Annotated in this window: 12 protein-coding genes and 1 pseudogene; 7 read left to right on the forward strand and 6 right to left on the reverse strand. The window is 63.1% G+C overall.

Annotated features, from left to right (window positions below; genetic code table 11):
- Positions 1-5: 5 nt before the first annotated feature.
- The 4 genes from X735_RS162275 to X735_RS162260 form a co-directional block, all read right to left on the reverse strand.
- Positions 6-1,301 carry an extracellular solute-binding protein gene (locus tag X735_RS162275; protein ID WP_081734745.1) on the reverse strand — a complete coding sequence of 432 codons (1,296 nt, stop codon included), beginning with the start codon at positions 1,299-1,301 and terminating at the stop codon, positions 6-8.
- Positions 1,302-1,396: 95 nt separating this feature from the next.
- Positions 1,397-2,221, reverse strand: a complete 825-nt coding sequence (locus tag X735_RS162270; RefSeq protein WP_081734746.1) for a carbohydrate ABC transporter permease — start codon at positions 2,219-2,221, stop codon at positions 1,397-1,399.
- Positions 2,218-3,393: an ATP-binding cassette domain-containing protein gene (locus X735_RS162265; protein ID WP_023809128.1), complete on the reverse strand. Its 1,176-nt coding sequence runs from the start codon at positions 3,391-3,393 to the stop codon at positions 2,218-2,220. The genes X735_RS162270 and X735_RS162265 overlap by 4 nt, the downstream gene beginning before the upstream one ends.
- Before the next feature lie 175 nt (positions 3,394-3,568).
- Positions 3,569-4,369, reverse strand: coding sequence for an SDR family NAD(P)-dependent oxidoreductase (locus X735_RS162260; RefSeq protein ID WP_023809129.1), 801 nt, complete (start codon positions 4,367-4,369; stop codon positions 3,569-3,571).
- 165 nt (positions 4,370-4,534) lie between these two features.
- Between X735_RS162260 and X735_RS162255 the strand changes: the two genes are divergently transcribed.
- From X735_RS162255 to X735_RS162230, 6 genes are all read left to right on the forward strand, one after another.
- The gene (locus X735_RS162255) at positions 4,535-5,395 is read left to right on the forward strand and encodes a DeoR/GlpR family DNA-binding transcription regulator (protein ID WP_023809130.1); all 861 of its coding nucleotides are present in this window, start codon (positions 4,535-4,537) and stop codon (positions 5,393-5,395) included.
- A 39-nt stretch (positions 5,396-5,434) separates the two neighbouring features.
- Positions 5,435-6,235 carry a BtpA/SgcQ family protein gene (locus X735_RS162250; protein WP_023809131.1) on the forward strand — a complete coding sequence of 267 codons (801 nt, stop codon included), beginning with the start codon at positions 5,435-5,437 and terminating at the stop codon, positions 6,233-6,235.
- A gap of 162 nt (positions 6,236-6,397) precedes the next feature.
- Positions 6,398-7,918: an FGGY-family carbohydrate kinase gene (locus X735_RS162245; RefSeq protein WP_023809132.1), complete on the forward strand. Its 1,521-nt coding sequence runs from the start codon at positions 6,398-6,400 to the stop codon at positions 7,916-7,918.
- Positions 7,918-8,547 carry an HAD family phosphatase gene (locus X735_RS162240; RefSeq protein WP_023809133.1) on the forward strand — a complete coding sequence of 210 codons (630 nt, stop codon included), beginning with the start codon at positions 7,918-7,920 and terminating at the stop codon, positions 8,545-8,547. The genes X735_RS162245 and X735_RS162240 overlap by 1 nt, the downstream gene beginning before the upstream one ends.
- 156 nt (positions 8,548-8,703) lie before the next feature.
- Positions 8,704-9,690 carry a sugar kinase gene (locus X735_RS162235; RefSeq protein ID WP_031212406.1) on the forward strand — a complete coding sequence of 329 codons (987 nt, stop codon included), beginning with the start codon at positions 8,704-8,706 and terminating at the stop codon, positions 9,688-9,690.
- The gene (locus X735_RS162230; protein ID WP_023809135.1) at positions 9,690-10,958 is read left to right on the forward strand and encodes a D-tagatose-bisphosphate aldolase, class II, non-catalytic subunit; all 1,269 of its coding nucleotides are present in this window, start codon (positions 9,690-9,692) and stop codon (positions 10,956-10,958) included. The genes X735_RS162235 and X735_RS162230 overlap by 1 nt, the downstream gene beginning before the upstream one ends.
- Before the next feature lie 57 nt (positions 10,959-11,015).
- On the opposite strand, the gene X735_RS162225 is transcribed toward X735_RS162230, so the two are convergent.
- Complete coding sequence (locus X735_RS162225; protein ID WP_023809136.1) at positions 11,016-12,362, reverse strand: FAD-binding oxidoreductase; 1,347 nt, start codon at positions 12,360-12,362, stop codon at positions 11,016-11,018.
- Between the two features lie 318 nt (positions 12,363-12,680).
- Here X735_RS162225 and X735_RS1000000169595 point away from each other — a divergent pair.
- Positions 12,681-12,896: pseudogene (locus X735_RS1000000169595) on the forward strand (L-2-hydroxyglutarate oxidase); the annotation flags it as partial.
- A 731-nt stretch (positions 12,897-13,627) separates the two neighbouring features.
- On the opposite strand, the gene tssH reads toward X735_RS1000000169595, so the two are convergent.
- A complete protein-coding gene (gene tssH / locus X735_RS162215) occupies positions 13,628-16,435 on the reverse strand; it encodes a type VI secretion system ATPase TssH (protein ID WP_023809138.1) in 2,808 nt (935 codons plus the stop codon).
- Positions 16,436-16,751: the final 316 nt, after the last annotated feature.

A 16,751-nucleotide genomic window follows, 5' to 3' on the forward strand; every position in this document is an offset into this window, starting at 1 on the left:
GACCGCTATTTATCGAGGAGCCCCTGCAGGCCGTCGGAAGCCGCCTTCAGCGCTGCGTCCGATGTCGCCTGGCCGCCAGCCGCCAGCGAGAGCTGGGTACCGAGCAGATCCTCGTATTGCGCCGAATAGGTGAAGATCGGGAACGACTTGCCGGTCGCCACCACATCCTCGGCGGTCTTGTAGAAGGGATATTTCGCCAGCACCGCCGCATCGGCATAGACATCGCTGCGCACGGGCGCGTGGCCCTCGAGCGCGCGCTTCACCGAAACATCCTTGCTCTGCACCCACTGGATGAAGGTCCAGGCGGCTTCCTGCTCTTCCGGCGACGTGTTCTTGGGAATGCCCCAGCCCCAACCGCCGCTTTCGCCGTGGCCACCCGGCATCACTGACAGGCCGACCTTGCCGGCGACCGTCGGACACTTCACGGCATCGTCCATCTGCGGCAGCATCCACCAATAGGTGACCATGCTGAAGGCCGAACCGCTGCACATCAGGCGCATGGTGTCATCGAGCGTCGCCGACACGGCACCCTGCTGGGCGCCGTGCTGGATGTTGTCGACATAGAGATCGAGCGCCTTCTTGGCCTCTGCCGTGTCGAGGCTCGCCTTGCCGTCGGCATTGAGATAGCTGCCGCCGGCGGAGAACAGGTAATTGGAGAATTCCATGCTGTTGGGATCGCCGCGCTGGCCCTGCATCGCGGCTCCGGCGACGCCGGCATTGGCCTTCATGAATTTGGAAATCGTCACATAGTCTTCGAGCGTCGTCGGCAAAGCGAGCTCCTTGCCGGTTGCCGTCTTGTAGGCGGCCTTGAGCTTCTCGTCGCCGATCAGGTCCGTGCGGTAGAGGAGGCCCATCGAGTAGTTGTACATGGGCACCAGGAACAGCTGGTCCTTGGTCCGGCCGAGCAGGTCAAGCGTCGAGGGAATGAAGGGGCTCAGATCGTATTTGGATTTCTCGACGAAGGGTTTCAGGTCGGCCAGCCAGCCGGCCGCCGGAAATTCGCCGGCCCACAGGAAGTCGACCTCGAGCACATTGTAGTAGCTCTGCGACGCGGTCAGCTGGGACACCAGCTTGTCGTGCATGTCGGGATAGCCGATCTTCTCGAACTCGACCTTGATGCCGGTCTGCTTCTCGAATTCGGGCAACAGCGCTTCGATGATCTTGGTTTCCGGCACGTCCTCCATCAAGGCGTGCAAGGTGATGGGCTCAGCCGCCCTGGCCGGAAGCGATGCGCTGACAACAGCTGCCCCGCTCACGGCCGTCATCAGCATTTTGATCAAGGTCTGCTTGTTCCAAGTCATAACTCTCTACTCCTCTTTCCCTCTGGACGCGGCGGTGATCCCGCCACGATTTCCTAACCGGCTAGCGAGCCATGTCGGCTCTCGGAGCGGCCGGCCTATTTCACGCTGCCGAACGTCAAGCCCTGGACGATGAAACGCTGGATGAAGCGGGAAGCCACGACCAGCGGCAGGATGGCAAGCACGACGCCGGCAGAAACCTTGGCGATCTGGACGCCGTTCGAGGTCTGCAACGCGGCGAGCGCAACCGGTATGGTCGCCGTCTTCGGCCCGCTCAAAACCAGGGCAAACAAAAACTCATTCCACGCCAGGATGAAACCGAGCACGCCGGCGGCCGCGATACCGGGCATCGACACCGGCAGCACAATGCGCCAGAAGGCGCCCCAGGCGGTCGCGCCGTCGGTCATCGCCGCCCACTCCAGATCGACTGGAATGCCTTCGAAGAAGCCCATCAGGATCCAGGTCAGGAAAGGCAGGTTGAGCGCGGCATAAACGATGATCAGCCCGGTCAGCGAATTGCTGAGCTCCAGGCTTCGGAACAGCGTGAAGGTCGGCAGCACCAGCGCCACGGGCGGCAGCATTTGCGTCGCCAGAACGGCAAAGCGCGCCCAACGACCGCCCGTACGGAAGCGGGCGAAGGCATAGCCGGTGGTGGCGGCGAAAGGCAAAGCGAGCAGAACCGAGCCGAGCGCGACGATCAGGCTGTTGAGGTAGGACTGACCGAAGCGACCTGACAGCAGCGCCGAATAATTGTCCGTCGTAAAGGCCGGCATCAGCTCGTTGCTGTAGGATAGCTGCTCGGGCACGAAGCTCGTCCGCAGCACCCAGAGCGGCGGCAGCAGCACGATGGCGCAAACGACAATCAGCCCGAAATGCAGGCCGAAGCGGCGGCGAAAGGCAGGCCGTTCGTTTCTGTCCATCATCGAGTGGCCCCCATGAGGCTCGGCCGCGCGATGCCCAGTTCGGTCTCGGGATCAAACAGGTGCATTGGCAGCGGGTCGATGTAGAGCTCGACGATCGAGCCGACGGGCGCCGTGAAATAACGGCTCAGGCGGGCGGCGATCTCCAACGGCTTGTCGTCTCCGGCGGGGTGGGCATGATCCTTGCCGGTGGCCTGACCCGCGATCTGGCCGATCAGGACGTTCTCGGCGCCGAGAGCCTCGACGGCCACGACCCGTACGGCAATCTTCTGCCAGTCCGGCTTGTCGGCGCGTTCGTGGAAATCTTCGGCTCGAACGCCCAGAATGACGCGGCGCCCGACACGCTCGCCATAGGCGTTGCGGTGGCGGGCGGGGACGGTAAGCACGGCACCACTGTCGGTCACGACGGAGAGCCCTTCGCCAGGTGCGGGCTGAAGCGTGGCCGGAATGAGGTTCATCGGCGGCGTCGCCAGGAAGCGCGCGACGAAGGTGTTGACCGGGTCGGCATAGACTTCAAGCGGCCGGCCGGCCTGGACCAGGCGACCATCGCGCATGATGCATATGCGATCGCCCATGGTCATGGCCTCGACCTGGTCATGCGTGACATGGACGATGGTGCGGCCAAGGCGCCGGTGCAGCTTGACGAGTTCGAGCCGCATCTCTGCACGCAGCTGCGCATCGAGGTTGGACAGCGGCTCGTCAAGCAGGAAGGCCGCCGGTTCGCGAACGATCGCCCGGCCGAGCGCGACACGCTGCCGCTGGCCGCCCGAAAGCGCTGCCGGCTTGCGGCCGAGAAGATTCTGCAGCCCGAGCAGGTTAGCGGCGTCCGCAATCTTGGCATCGATGACCGCTGCGTCGGTGCCGCGCATCTTCAGCCCGAAGGCCATATTCTGCCGCACCGACATATGCGGATAGAGCGCGTAGCTCTGGAAAACCACCGCGACGTTGCGGTCGCGCGGCGCGACATTGGCGACGCTCTTGCCACCGATGCGGAGATCGCCGGAAGAGATACTCTCCAGGCCGGCAATCATCCGCAGCGTCGTCGACTTGCCGCATCCCGACGGGCCGAGAAAGATCACGAATTCACCGTCAGGAATGGTGAGATCGACCTCATGCACCCCGTAATTGCCATTGCCGTAGAGCTTGGAAACGCGATCGAGCTCGATAGACGCCATAGACTTTCCTCATGAACCCGTCTGACCCGGCTGAACGCCGAAGGCCGGAGTCGAGCGAACGGTCATCTTAGAGAACAAAATATAACATTGAAAGCCTGCCTTCTGATCATATGTGTTCACTTTTTTTGGATGGCGCGTGCCAGCATCAGGATCCGGTTACAGCCGCCAAAAGCCGTCAGGTCATGTAGACGCCGCCGGTCACGTTGACCCCCTGGCCAGTCATGAAGCGGGCTTGATCCGAACAGAGGAAGACGACGACGTCGGCGACATCCTCCGGCAGCTCGAGCCGGCCGAGCGGCGTCTGCGCGATATAGTCGGCGACCACCCGTTCGGGCGTGACTTGCCGCAGATGCGCCTCCCACTCGACTTCTCGCGATTGCATGCCGGTCTTGACGAACCCCGGGCAGACGGCATTGACGCGTATCCCTTTGGGCGCGAGCGCGCGGGCAAAGGCCTGCGTCCAGCCGAGCACGGCGAACTTGGACGCCGAATAATGCGCCAGGAGCGGCGCACCGACCTTCGCGGCAAGCGAGGCGGTGTTGACGATGCAGCCCGTGCCCTGCTTGACAAAATGCCGTCCAGCGATCTGATTTGCGAGGAACACCCCGCGCGCATTGACCGAGAAGTTGAAGTCCCACTCCTCGTCGGTCAGATCCAGCGCATGCTGCATGGTGGACACGCCGGCATTGGCGATCAGGATGTCGCAGCCGCCAAGCGCTTCCAGTACGGCGGCAAAGGCCGCCTCGACGGAATCGCGACGGCGAACATCGACCGTGACGGCGACGGCACCGCCGCCAATCTCCTCGGCCGCCTTGCGCGCCGCGTCGGGATCCAGATCGCCGATCGCCACGGCGACACCCTGCCGCGTCAGGGCGGTCGCGATCGCGCGACCGATCCCCGCGCCGCCACCCGTCACAAAGGCACGCTTGCCCGCGAGTTCGGCAAGCACTGGAGGAATGACGGAGACAGCCGGCATGGTCGTATTCTCTCTGCTTGGTGGCGGAATGCGATCTGTTGATATCGAGATGCATACCAATAAATTCGAACGCTGCAAACATATTTTTGTTTGAAAATGTTCGATCATGCGGTAGAGTTGAAGTTGCAGACCGCTTCGTCAGCGGCTTACCCACCGGATACATCGATGGCCGACGACACCGCCTCTCCCCTATCGTCCACGCATGGCGCACCGCGTGATGCCGATCGTCAGCGCCTTCTCGCGCACGATCGACAAGCCCGCATCCTCGCTTTCCTGCGCCGGACGGGGTCGCTCACCGTCGCCGCGGCAGCGGCCGAACTCGCCGTTTCCGACATGACGATCCGCCGCGATCTCGTCGAACTGGAACGCGAGGGCAGGCTTGTGCGAATCCACGGAGGTGCGATCGAGGCGGACAACCCGCCGCTGGTCGCCATGGACAGTGAGGAGCCGAGTTTCGATTCGCGCTTGCGCCAGCGCCGCGACCCGAAGGCCGCGATTGCCGCCGCCGCGGCCGGCTTGGTTTCGGGATACCGCACGATCGCATTGGATGTCGGCACCACCACCTATCTGATGGCCGAGCACCTCAAGGACCTTCCGCACGCCAAGGTGTTCACCAACAGCCTCAGGATCGCGGCGGCGCTGAACGGCGGTATGCCCGAAGTCTATGTTGCCGGCGGCCGCGTACGAGCCGACGAGATGTCGACCGGCGGACCCGCGGCTATCGCCCAGTTCGAGGCGCTGTGGTTCGACGTCGCCGTGATCGGCGTCTCCGGCATCACGGCGGACGGCCTTTTCGACTATTCCTTCGATGATACCGATATGAAGCGCGCCTATCTGAGACGCTCAGGCACCAAGATCGTGCTCTGCGATTCCGCCAAATTCCTGCGCATGTCGCTGGTGCGGATAGCGCCACTATCGGACATCGATATCCTCATCACCGATGCCGAGCCGCCGGCCAAGATCGCCGCGGCGCTCGCCGCGGCCAAGGTCGGCCTGCGCATCGCGCCGCCACTGACGCGCGACTGAGGCGCAACATTCTCACTTTATCCCCAAGGAGACGACTCGATGGTATTTGAATTTTTCGGCGACAAGAAGAAGGCTGTCATCTCGATGGCACATATCGGTGCCCTGCCGGGAACGCCCCTCTATGATGCCGATGGCGGCCTCGACAAGCTGATCGATGGCGTACTCTCCGACATCCGCAAGCTGCAGAGCGGCGGCGTCGATGCCATCATGTTCGGCAACGAGAACGACCGCCCCTATGTCTTCAAGGCGCCGCCGGAAGGCATTGCCGCCATGACTGCGATCGTCCAGGCGGTGAAGCCCGAACTGAAAGTGCCGTTTGGCGTCAATTATCTCTGGGATCCGACCGCCAGCGTCGCGATCGGGGCTGCCACCGGAGCCCGTTTCGTGCGCGAGATCTTCACCGGCCTGTTCGCTTCCGACATGGGCTTGTGGGAGCCCGATTGCGCCGCCGCCTCGCGCCTGCGGCACAATCTTGGCCGCGACGACATGAAGCTTCTCTTCAACATCAATGCAGAGTTCGCACACTCGCTCGACCAGCGTCCTATTGAATTGCGCGCCAAGAGCGCGGTGTTCTCGTCGATGGCCGACGCCATCCTCGTTTCCGGTCCGATCACTGGCCAGCCGGCCGACCAGTCCCACCTGCGCAGCGTCTGCGAGACGATCAAGGACGTGCCGGTCTTCGCCAACACCGGCGTGAACATCGACAATGTCCGCGATGTCCTTTCGCTGGCGAGCGGCGTCGTGATCGGCACCCATTTCAAGATCGATGGCAATACCTGGAACGCCGTTGACGGCGATCGGGTCAAGCGCTTCATGGATGTTGTCGCCACCTTGCGCTGAGGGCGGCTTCCACAGCGATGCCGGCCATCGCGCCGGCTCGCGGTGATCATATCGATCGTTGCAGGCCGGCGTCCGGAATGATCGACTGGTATCGAGCAGCGGGACACAACGAGGCAGACGGGTTCGCCCGCCGGCCGTTCCCAGCATTTCAATGGATTCGACATGGCGTTCGTTCTAGGGCTCGATATCGGCACCACCTCGACGATCGGCATTCTGATCCGGCTTCCCGATCAGGTGCTGGGCCTCGCCTCGCGCCCCGTCACGCTACATTCAGAGCACGCGGGCTGGGCTGAGGAAGACCCCGCGCAATGGTGGACCAATGTCCGGGACATCGTGCAGGAGCTGCTCAGGACCAGCGGCATCAAAGCCGAGGAGATCGTGGCATTGGGCACAACCGGCATGCTGCCAGCGGTCGTTCTTCTGGATGACCAGGGCGAGGTGCTGCGGCCGAGCATCCAGCAGAGCGACGGCCGCTGTGGCGCCGAAGTTGCCGAACTGCGGACCGAATGCGATGAGACGGCATTCATCGCCAAGGCCGGCAACGGCATCAACCAACAGCTCGTCACCGCAAAGCTGCGCTGGATAGAGCGTCACGAGCCGGAGGTGTTCAGCCGCATCGCCACCGTTTTCGGCTCCTATGATTATATCAACTGGCGCCTCACCGGCGAACGCGCGGTCGAGCAGAACTGGGCGCTGGAGGCCGGCTTCGTCGATGTTTCGACACACCGGATCGACGGCGATCTGGTGGCGCTCGCGCACATACCGCGCTCGGCCGTGCCACGGAAGATCGCCTCGCATGAAATCCTCGGTTCCGTCTCGGCGAAGGCCGCGGATGAGACCGGCCTGGTAGCGGGAACACCGGTTGTCGGCGGTGCGGCCGACATGATCGCCTCCGCGCTCGGCGCCGGCGTCGCCAAGGCAGGCGATGTCCTCCTGAAATTCGGTGGCTCGGTCGATATCCTGATCGCTACCGACCAGATCAAGCCCGATCCGCGCATGTATCTCGATTACCATCTGGTGCCGGGCCTGTTCATGCCCAATGGCTGCATGTCGACCGGCGGCTCGGGCCTCAACTGGTTCGTACGCAATTTCGCCGGCGGCGAGATGGTCGCGGCACAGGCCGAGGGTATTTCGGTACACCAGCGGCTCGATGCGCTGGCGGCAGAGCGTCCCGCCGGTGCCGATGGCCTCACCATCCTGCCCTACTTCCTCGGTGAGAAGACGCCGATTCATGATCCAGCGGCTCGTGGCGTGATTGATGGGCTGACGCTGTCGCACGATATCGGCCATGTCTGGCGCGCTTTGCTCGAGGCCTATGCCTTTGCCATCGCGCATCATATCGAGGTGCTCAACGACATGGGTCACCGGACCGAGCGCTATCTCGCCTCCGACGGCGGCTCGAGCAGCAAGGTCTGGATGCAGATTGTCGCGGATGTCCTGCAAAAGCCGGTCCAACGACTGACGGGGCACCCCGGCTCTTGCATCGGCGCTGCCTGGACGGCGGCGATTGGCGTCGGCCTAACCGACGACTGGTCGGGCGTTTCCGGTTTCGTCAGCTTCGCCGACCGGCTCGATCCCGACCCGCGCAAGGCTGACATCTACCGCGACGGCTATCGCCGCTATCGCGATCTTTATGCGCGCCTGTCGGCTCCTGGCGCGACCAGAGCGGGATCGTCATCGTGATGTATCGCGCCGTCGCCTGGGACATCGACGGAACGCTAATCGACAGCGAGCCGTTGCATCATCAATCCCTCCTCGCCGGCTGCCGCAACTGGAACGTCGATCTTGACGACCTGCCCGACCAAGCCTTTCGCGGCATCCATATGGGCGACGTCTGGACAATGCTGCGTCCGCGTCTCCCAGTCGGGCTCGACCAGGCGGAGTGGCTCGCCGCTATCAATGCCCACTACGTCGCGAACCGGGCGAACGCCGTCCCAATCCCCGAGGCGGTCGAGACGATTCGGACCCTGGCTGACCGCGGCGTCCCGCAGGTCTGCGTCTCGAATTCCGGCCGGCAAGTCGTCAATGCCAATCTCGATGCGCTCGGCGTGCTCGATCATATGAGTCTCACAATCAGCCTCGACGACGTGTCGGCCGGCAAGCCCGACCCCACGCCCTATCGCGAGGCCTGCCGGCAGCTCGCCGTAGCTCCAGAGTCGGTGGTGGCCGTGGAAGACAGCCGCACCGGCACTAAGGCAGCACGAGCCGCCGGTCTGTTCGTGGTTGGCTATCTCCCCAGCGGCGGCCTGCTCGGCGACGTCGATCTCAGCACCAGCCGTCTGTCGTCGATCCTGGATCTGTTTCCAGGCTGAGGGTTTGCGCGTCGTTACCTTCCAGGTGTGCGCTTGACCATGCATTCAGGATCGTAGCGTGATGGCAACTGATCGATTCACATCGACCGGTAGGAATCCCCCTTGCGCCTCGGCGTCGTGAAACCGCAAACGACACCACACCAGGATGGACGCTTGATGAACGACCTCCCCCAAACACTTGCAGCGGACTCGCTCGGGCCAACCGTGGCGATTGGAGAAATCCTGGTAGAGATCGTCGCGAGGCAGACAGGCACCGGCTTCCGGGAACCTATCGACCTCATTGGCCCCTTTCCGAGCGGCGCGCCCGCCATCTTCATCGATCAATGCGCACGTATGGGCGGAGCGGCCGCAATGGTGGGCGTGGTCGGCGACGACGATTTCGGCGTCGTCAACGTGGAGCGCCTGAAGCGGGACGGCGTAGACACTTCCGCCATCGCTGTTTCCCCGGATTATCCGACGGGCAGCGCCTTTGTTCGCTACCGCACGGACGGAAGCCGCGATTTCGTCTACAACATCGCCAAATCCGCCGCCGCTCGATTGGAATGGACCCCGCAGGTCGAGGCGCTGATCGCGCGTTGCGGGCATATCCATGTCATGGGAACGGTGTTCGCAAGTCCCGCAGCCTGGGCGATCACCGAACGCGCGATCCCGCTGATCAAGGCACGCGGCGGCACGATGTCGCTCGATCCGAACCTGCGCAAGGAATTGCTGGCGCACGGCCAGACCGAGGAGAAATTCGCCGGTCTGGTGGACGAAGCGGACCTGCTGCTGCCGTCGGGCAATGAATTGTTCCTGGCCGCCGGCACGGACGGCGAGGAACGCGCGATCGAGGCGCTGTTCAGACGAGGGGTCAAGGAGATCGCCGTGAAGCGCGGCGAACATGGCGCGTCAGCCCGTCAAAGCACCGGAGCCCGCGCCGATTGCCCCGGCCTGATCGTCGAGGAAACGGACCCCACCGGGGCCGGCGACTGTTTCGGGGGAGCCTATGTCGCATGCCGGCGGCTGGGCATGGCGCTGCAGACGGCGCTCGAATTCGCCAACGCGGCAGGGGCGCGCAACGTCACACGCCACGGTCCCATGGAGGGAGCCGGCACGCCGGCCGAGCTGGAAGATTTCATGGCAAGAACGGCGAGAAGAAATTGATGCGTGTGGCGATCGAAGATTTGCCGGCCCTGCACAGGGACGGGAAGAAAATCGGGGTGACCTCGGTGTGCTCGGCGCACCCGCTGGTGCTTAAAGCCGCACTACGCCACGGCCGGGAAACCGGCACCACCGTGCTGATCGAGGCGACGTGCAATCAGGTCAATCATCTGGGCGGTTATACGGGCATGACGCCGGCCGATTTCGCGGCGATGGTGGAAGCGCTCGCGGCAGCCGAGCGGTGCCCGGAAGAGCTGATCGTGCTTGGCGGGGATCATCTCGGCCCTAATCCCTGGAAAGACCGGCCCGCCGAGGAGGCGATGGCGCAGGCCGGGACGATGGTCGATGCCTATGTCCGCGCCGGCTTCCGCAAGATCCACCTCGATGCTTCGATGGGCTGCGCGGGTGAACCGGCGACGCTAGACGACCACACGGTGGCCGGGCGCGCGGCCAGGCTGGCGGGCGTCGCGGAGCAGGCGGCAGCGCAGAGCGGCGGGGCAAGCCCGGTCTACATCATCGGGACGGAGGTGCCGCCGCCCGGTGGCGCCGATCACGCTTTGGATGCGATCACCCCGACCAGTCCGGAGGCGGCTAGCCAGACACATGCCATTCACGCCCAGGCATTCCAAACCGCCGGGCTTGAAAGCGCATTTTCCCGCGTCATCGGGCTTGTGGTGCAGCCGGGCGTGGAGTTCGGCAACCAGAATGTGATTTTCTACGATCGGGCAAAGGCCCGCGACCTGGCGGCAACCCTCGACAGATTGCCGTCGCTCATTTTCGAAGCCCATTCGACGGACTATCAGGGTGAGAGGCCGTTGCGTGAACTCGTCGAGGACGGCTTCGCCGTCCTCAAGGTCGGACCCGAGCTGACCTTCAAGCTGCGCGAGGCGCTGTACTCGCTCGACCTGATCGCTTCCGACCTGGTGCCTGACTATGGCGAGCGGCCGCTTTACCACGCAATGGAAGAGCTGATGCAAGGCACCCCCAAGAATTGGGCAAGCCACTATCATGGAAGCGATGCCGACAAGCGGACGCTGCGCCACTACTCCTATTCCGATCGCATCCGATATTATTGGGCGATCCCGCAAGCCCGTGCCGCCTGCAACCGTCTCTTCGATACGTTGAACGGCCGCAAGGTGCCGGTGATGCTGTTTCTCCAGCACCTGCCTTCTGCAGTCACATGGGCTGACCGCGCCTGCGACGTCGAGGAGATCGCGATCGGTCACGTCCGGCGGAGCATCGAGGCCTACGCCCGGGCATGCGGCACCTGAGATCCTCGTCCGGTCCTTCAAGGCCAGAGCGGATGGGCTGGCGGGCGGCAGGAACGCTTACAACGATGGCCCCAATCGGATCGGACTGCCGTCGCTGAAACGGGATTGACGGAACCTGTAGAGGTTGTGCCCAGTCTCGTTGCCTTGGACGAGGTCGGACAACACACGGCCGATGCCGGGTCCGATGCCGAAGCCGTGGCCGCTCATCCCGGTCGCTATAACGAGACCCGGGATCGCAGCGGCGCGATCGACGATGGGCACGACATCAGGCATCGCATCGATCATGCCCGCCCAGCTCGCCTTGAGCGGTACAGTCGTGAACTGAGGGAAAAGCTCCCTGAACCCGCGGTCGATGGCGCGGAGCGCCGACGTCTCGGGAGCGGGATTGAGGACCCGCATCCGTTCGAAAGGGCTTTCTTCATCCGCGTTCCATCTGCGCGGCGTCGACCAGCCATCCGGGTATCCTCGCGGCGCGGCCGGCAGGTAGCGCGTGCCGAAGGGATTGGCCATCAGGGCGCTGAAATATTTGCCCGCATGGCGAAATGCGTCCGGCCCTATGTAGAGTTGGCTGCTGCCTCCCGATGCGAGCGTATACCCGCCATCCTGCCTGCGCCGGAAAGCGATGCGTTCATCCGCGGCGGCACCGGCGTAGATCTCCGGCATCGGTGCTGTCGCGGCGACGGTCGCCCTGACGCTGAGCTGCGGAATCGAGATGCCGTGGGCGCGCAGAAAGAGCGACGTCCACGCGCCGCTGGCGACGACGACGCTCGAGGTCGCGATGCGCCCTTTCTCGGTCCAGACGCCACTGATGCGTCCCGCGGAGATGTCGAGCATACGTGCCGCGCAATTCTCGATGATCGTCACACCTTCGCGGGCCGCCAGGCGAGCAAGCGCGGGCACCGCGACCCAAGGTTCCGCCCGCATGTCCGATGGGGTGATCATTGCGCCTTTGAACGGTCGCGACATGGCCGGGATCAGGCTTGCCAACTCACCTTGGTCGAGGAGACGCGTGTCGACGCCATGAGCCTGGGCAATCTCGAGAAACTTCGCGAAACCGGCCATCTCCTTGTCTGTCCGCGCAAGATAGGTAACGCCCGTCTGCTTCAGTCCTATGTCCTCGCCACATTCCTGCGCCAGTTGCCGCCAGAGGCGCTGCGCTTCGATGACGATCGGCAGTTCGTCGGCATCGCGGCCCTGTTGCCGGATCCAGCCCCAATTGCGCGAGGATTGCTCGGCGGCGATGCGGCCCTTTTCCAGCAGCGTCACCGAGACGTTCCGTCGCGCCAGGAACAGTGCCGTGCTCACGCCAATGACCCCGCCGCCGATGATCACGACGTCCGAAGTCTTCGGCAGGGGCTGCTGGAACTGGATCGAGGTGGCTTCGGTGAAGGGGAAGATTGTCAAAGAGCACCGTCCTTCTTGGTATGCTGCGGCGACATCCGGTCCACGCTGGCAGCGAGATCTGGGCAGCGATATCTGGCCGCCGTGAAATGTCGATACCACGCGAGGAGATTGATCGTCAGCTACTGCTTGCCGACAAGGACGGCGACAGATCGCGGGTCTGGAAGTCCCTCTGGACAATGAGTTTTGAAACTGCCGGCCAAAGGCTGGCGACTGTGCAAGCGTGCCCCACTATTGCGTTATCGGCGGCGGCATCGTCGACCTGGCGACGGCCATGCGGCTGGTTGAGACATATCCCGGCTGCAGCCTGATGCTGTTGGCCGGAAATACTGTCCGAGCCTCGGCCTCGCCGACCTGCTCCCGCACGAAGCAGGCATCCGCGCGCAAGCCGTGCGCAAAGACAGTGCCCTCATCCATGATTTCCTGTTCGCATAAACGGACCGCATGCTGCACGTCTGCAACGCCCCTTCACCCGCCGCCTCCTCGGCGATCCCGATTGCAGAGATGATTCGAGATCGCCTCATGCAGGGCTGCTGAAAACGAGGCGGTATGCATGGAGCCGCAACGCCCGCTGAACGCTGGAGTATCCGTCTTGGCCAAGAAAGGGATTGGGGCACCGGCCGCGGGCAACGCAGCTTTTGCGTCAGAACCAGATCCGCTCACCACCGGGCCAGCAATTCCGCTCCCGGCGAGAAGGTACTTGGCCTGCCGGCTATAGCCGCTCGGCCTCAGGCCTGCGGTTTCCGCAAGCGTTAGCCTCCTGTGGACGCCGGCATTTTTGGCTGCGCAAAGATCTCAAGCGAAACGACGGCCGACGTCGCAGGTTCGACCGTCATAGGCATAGCTCGACGAGCTCCCTATGGTACACGTCCACAGAATGCACTGACACTCAAGCCAGCTTGGCTAAGCCAGAAATCTTTAAGTCTTTGAAATGACCTGACTATTTATGGTACCCTTGGCTGGGACCTATCCCCGGATCAAGCTATTGTTTTTATTATGTTTTTTCTGCTCCAACGTCCGATTTGTATCACAATAGGTATCACAATCTGTAGCACCTTCTCCGCGACCCTTGGATGCCTTCGCCCACAGCGGCCGCAGCGTGTTTGACTAAAGCCACTCGCAGATCCGGTGTCGTGGCAGGTAAAAGAATACCGTCATTCTTCTAACCGATTGCGTCATACGAATTCACCGCCACCGGCCGCTCCCAGGCTAGTCGGCTCAGCTTGCCTATGCACGAAGAAGCCGAAGCAAACCGTCATCAACTTTCCTTACTCGAAGGAATAGGTGAAGCCCTCCTTGGAGGCGCCGACGGTTACCCTTGTCATCCTTTCGCCCTCGAGCGAGCGGTTCAGCACGCCGCGGCTCAGTTCCGGCAGCAGCGTGTTGCTCAGGATGGCATCGATCATCCGCCCGCCGGATTCGATCTCGGTGCAGCGGGCCTTGACCAGATCCATGACACCGTCGCCGATCACCAATTCCGCATCGTTGGTTGCACGCAGCCGGCGAGCAATCTTGGCGAACTGATGACGGGTGATCGCTTCGATCATCGAATCCGAGAGCGGATAGTAAGGAATGGTCACCACCCGGCCGAGAAAGGCCGCCGGGAAGACCTTCAGCAACGGGCCGCGCAAGGCGGTGTCCAGATCATCGAGCCCGGCCCGCAGCGTGCCGTTCCTGGTGCGGTCCATGATGACTTCCGAGCCGACATTCGAGGTGAGCAGGATCAGCGTGTTCTTGAAGTCGATCCGCCGGCCCTCGCTGTCGTCCATCATCCCCTTGTCGAAAACCTGGAAGAAGATTTCGTGCACATCCGGATGCGCCTTCTCGACCTCGTCGAGCAGGATCACCGAATAGGGTTTTCTGCGCACCGCTTCGGTCAGGATGCCGCCCTTTCCGTAGCCAACATAACCGGGCGGCGCGCCTTTGAGCGTCGAGACCGTATGCGCCTCCTGGAACTCGGACATGTTGATCGAGATCAGGTTCTGCTCCCCGCCATAGAGCGTTTCGGCGAGCGCCAATGCGGTTTCGGTCTTGCCGACGCCCGAGGGGCCGCAGAGCAGGAAGACGCCCACCGGCTTTTCCGGCGCGCCAAGCCCGGCGCGGCTGGTCTGCACGCGTTTGGCGATCATCTCCATGGCGTGACCTTGGCCGACGACCCGCTCCGAAAGCGTGGTGGCGAGCTTGAGCGCCTTTTCGGTCTGGCTGGACAGCATCCGTCCGGTCGGGATGCCGGTCCAGTCCTGGACCACGGCGGCCACTGCGTTGCGGTCTACCGATGGCAGGATCAACGGTGTTTCGCCTTGTGCCTCGGCCAGCTCGGCCATCAGCTCTCGCAACCGGGCGAGATCGGCGGCAGGATCAGGTGGGTCGGCAGCGTCCGGTGTCTCCGCATCGGTATTGGCGGCCTTGGCTTTAGCTGTTTTGGTATTCGTGGTTTCCGCCTTCGCCGTTTCAGCCTTGGGCGGCTCAGTCTTGGGCACCTTGGTCCTTTCTGCGTCCGCCGCTGCCGTTTCAGCGGCAGCCGCCGCATCGAGCGGGACTCCTTCGCCGCGCAGCTTGGCGCGTAATTCGAGGATCTCGGCGACAAGTGTCTTTTCACGATCCCAGCGCTGCTGCGCTACGGCCAGGGTGACCTTGGTTTCGGAAAGCCCGGTCTCGACGCGCGCCTGCCGGTCGGCGACCTCGATGCCGATCGCGGCCTCGCGGCCGATGATGCCGCGCTCGACCTCCAGCGCCTGGCGGCGGCGCATGATGTCCTCGACCTCGGCCGGCGTGGCGTGCTGCGATATGGCGACACGGGCGCAGGCGGTGTCGAGAAGGCTCACGGCCTTATCAGGCAGTTGCCGTGCCGGGATATAGCGATGTGACAGGCCGACCGCCGCTTCGATCGCCTCATCGAGTATCTGCACCTTGTGGTGCTGCTCCAGGACGCCAGCCACACCGCGTAACATCAGAACGGCCACCGCCTCCGACGGCTCTTCGATCTTGACCACTTGGAAACGGCGGGTCAGCGCCGGGTCCTTCTCGATGTGCTGCTTGTATTCGGCCCAGGTCGTTGCCGCGATGGTGCGAAGTTCGCCGCGCGCCAGCGCGGGCTTCAGGAGATTGGCCGCGTCGCCGGTTCCAGCAGCGCCGCCGGCGCCGATCAAGGTGTGGGCCTCATCGATGAAGAGGATGACGGGGGTCTCGGACGACTGCACCTCATCAATGACAGCTTTCAGTCGTTTTTCGAACTCACCCTTTACGCTTGCTCCCGCCTGCATCAATCCGACATCAAGCATGCGTACACTGACGCCTTGCAGTGGGAGCGGCACATCGTCCTGGGCGATGCGCAAGGCAAAACCTTCAACGACCGCGGTCTTGCCGACTCCAGCCTCGCCGGTCAGGATCGGATTGTTTTGCCGCCGTCGCATCAGGATATCGACGATCTGCCTGATCTCCGGATCGCGGCCGACAACAGGGTCGATCTTGCCGTCGCGGGCGCGCTGGGTCAGGTCGGTGGCATATTTCGCCAGCGCCGAATCCCCGCCCGAAGCCCGCCGCGGTGCCTCCGCTGCGGAGACCGTAGTCGAGGCGCCGGCTTCGAGTGAGCCCTCCATCACATCGGCAAACCGCGCGATGACCGCGTCGACGTCGATCTTGTCGAACTCGCCGCTGATCTTCGACAGCAGGCCTTCCAGCACCGGCGTCTTCAGGCAAGCAAGAAGAATATGTGCGCTGCGGACTTCCTCGACGCCGAACTCAAGCGTTGCAAGGTTCCAGGCTTCCTGGATGGCGTGGAAGATATGGTCGGAAAATTCCTCGATCGACGTTGCGCCATAAGGCAGCTTATCCACCGCGCGGGTCATATCGGCTGTAAGCCGGCTCGCATCCACCCCCGCATCGGCGACTATCATTTGCATATCCGAGCGGTCGGAAAGCACCAGTTGCTCGATGAAGTGGACGAGTTCGACGTAAGGATTGCCGCGCAGTTTGGCGGTGTCTGCTGCAGCCTTGAAGGCGCGCAGGCCAACAGGATTGAGCTTGCCGACCAGTTCCTTGCGTTTGAAGGTCTGCGATGACCGGCGCTGTTCCATCGAACGTGCTCCTGCAATCTGCCAGTCCATAACCTGGCACATAAGCCGTCACTTGACAAAGCGCGTGATGGACGGGGCTCGATACGCGGCTCAGCCGCTACCTTGCGTTTGTGGAAAGTCCCGCACCACCAGCCGCAAATAACCACGGAATTGCCGGCCTCCATGCATTGCATTTCACAATCGGGGTTCGGCAATCACGCTCAAGAGGCGGCGGCATTTAAGCTTCTGTTAATTTTTAAGCAGTCGTCGAATTGTGGTAAAGTACAACGGTGTGATAACGTTGGGTCACGTACGGTTTGAGGGCCGGTCGCTGGGG

Source organism: Mesorhizobium sp. L2C084A000, assembly GCF_000502875.1.
In the GTDB taxonomy this organism is placed as follows: domain Bacteria; phylum Pseudomonadota; class Alphaproteobacteria; order Rhizobiales; family Rhizobiaceae; genus Mesorhizobium.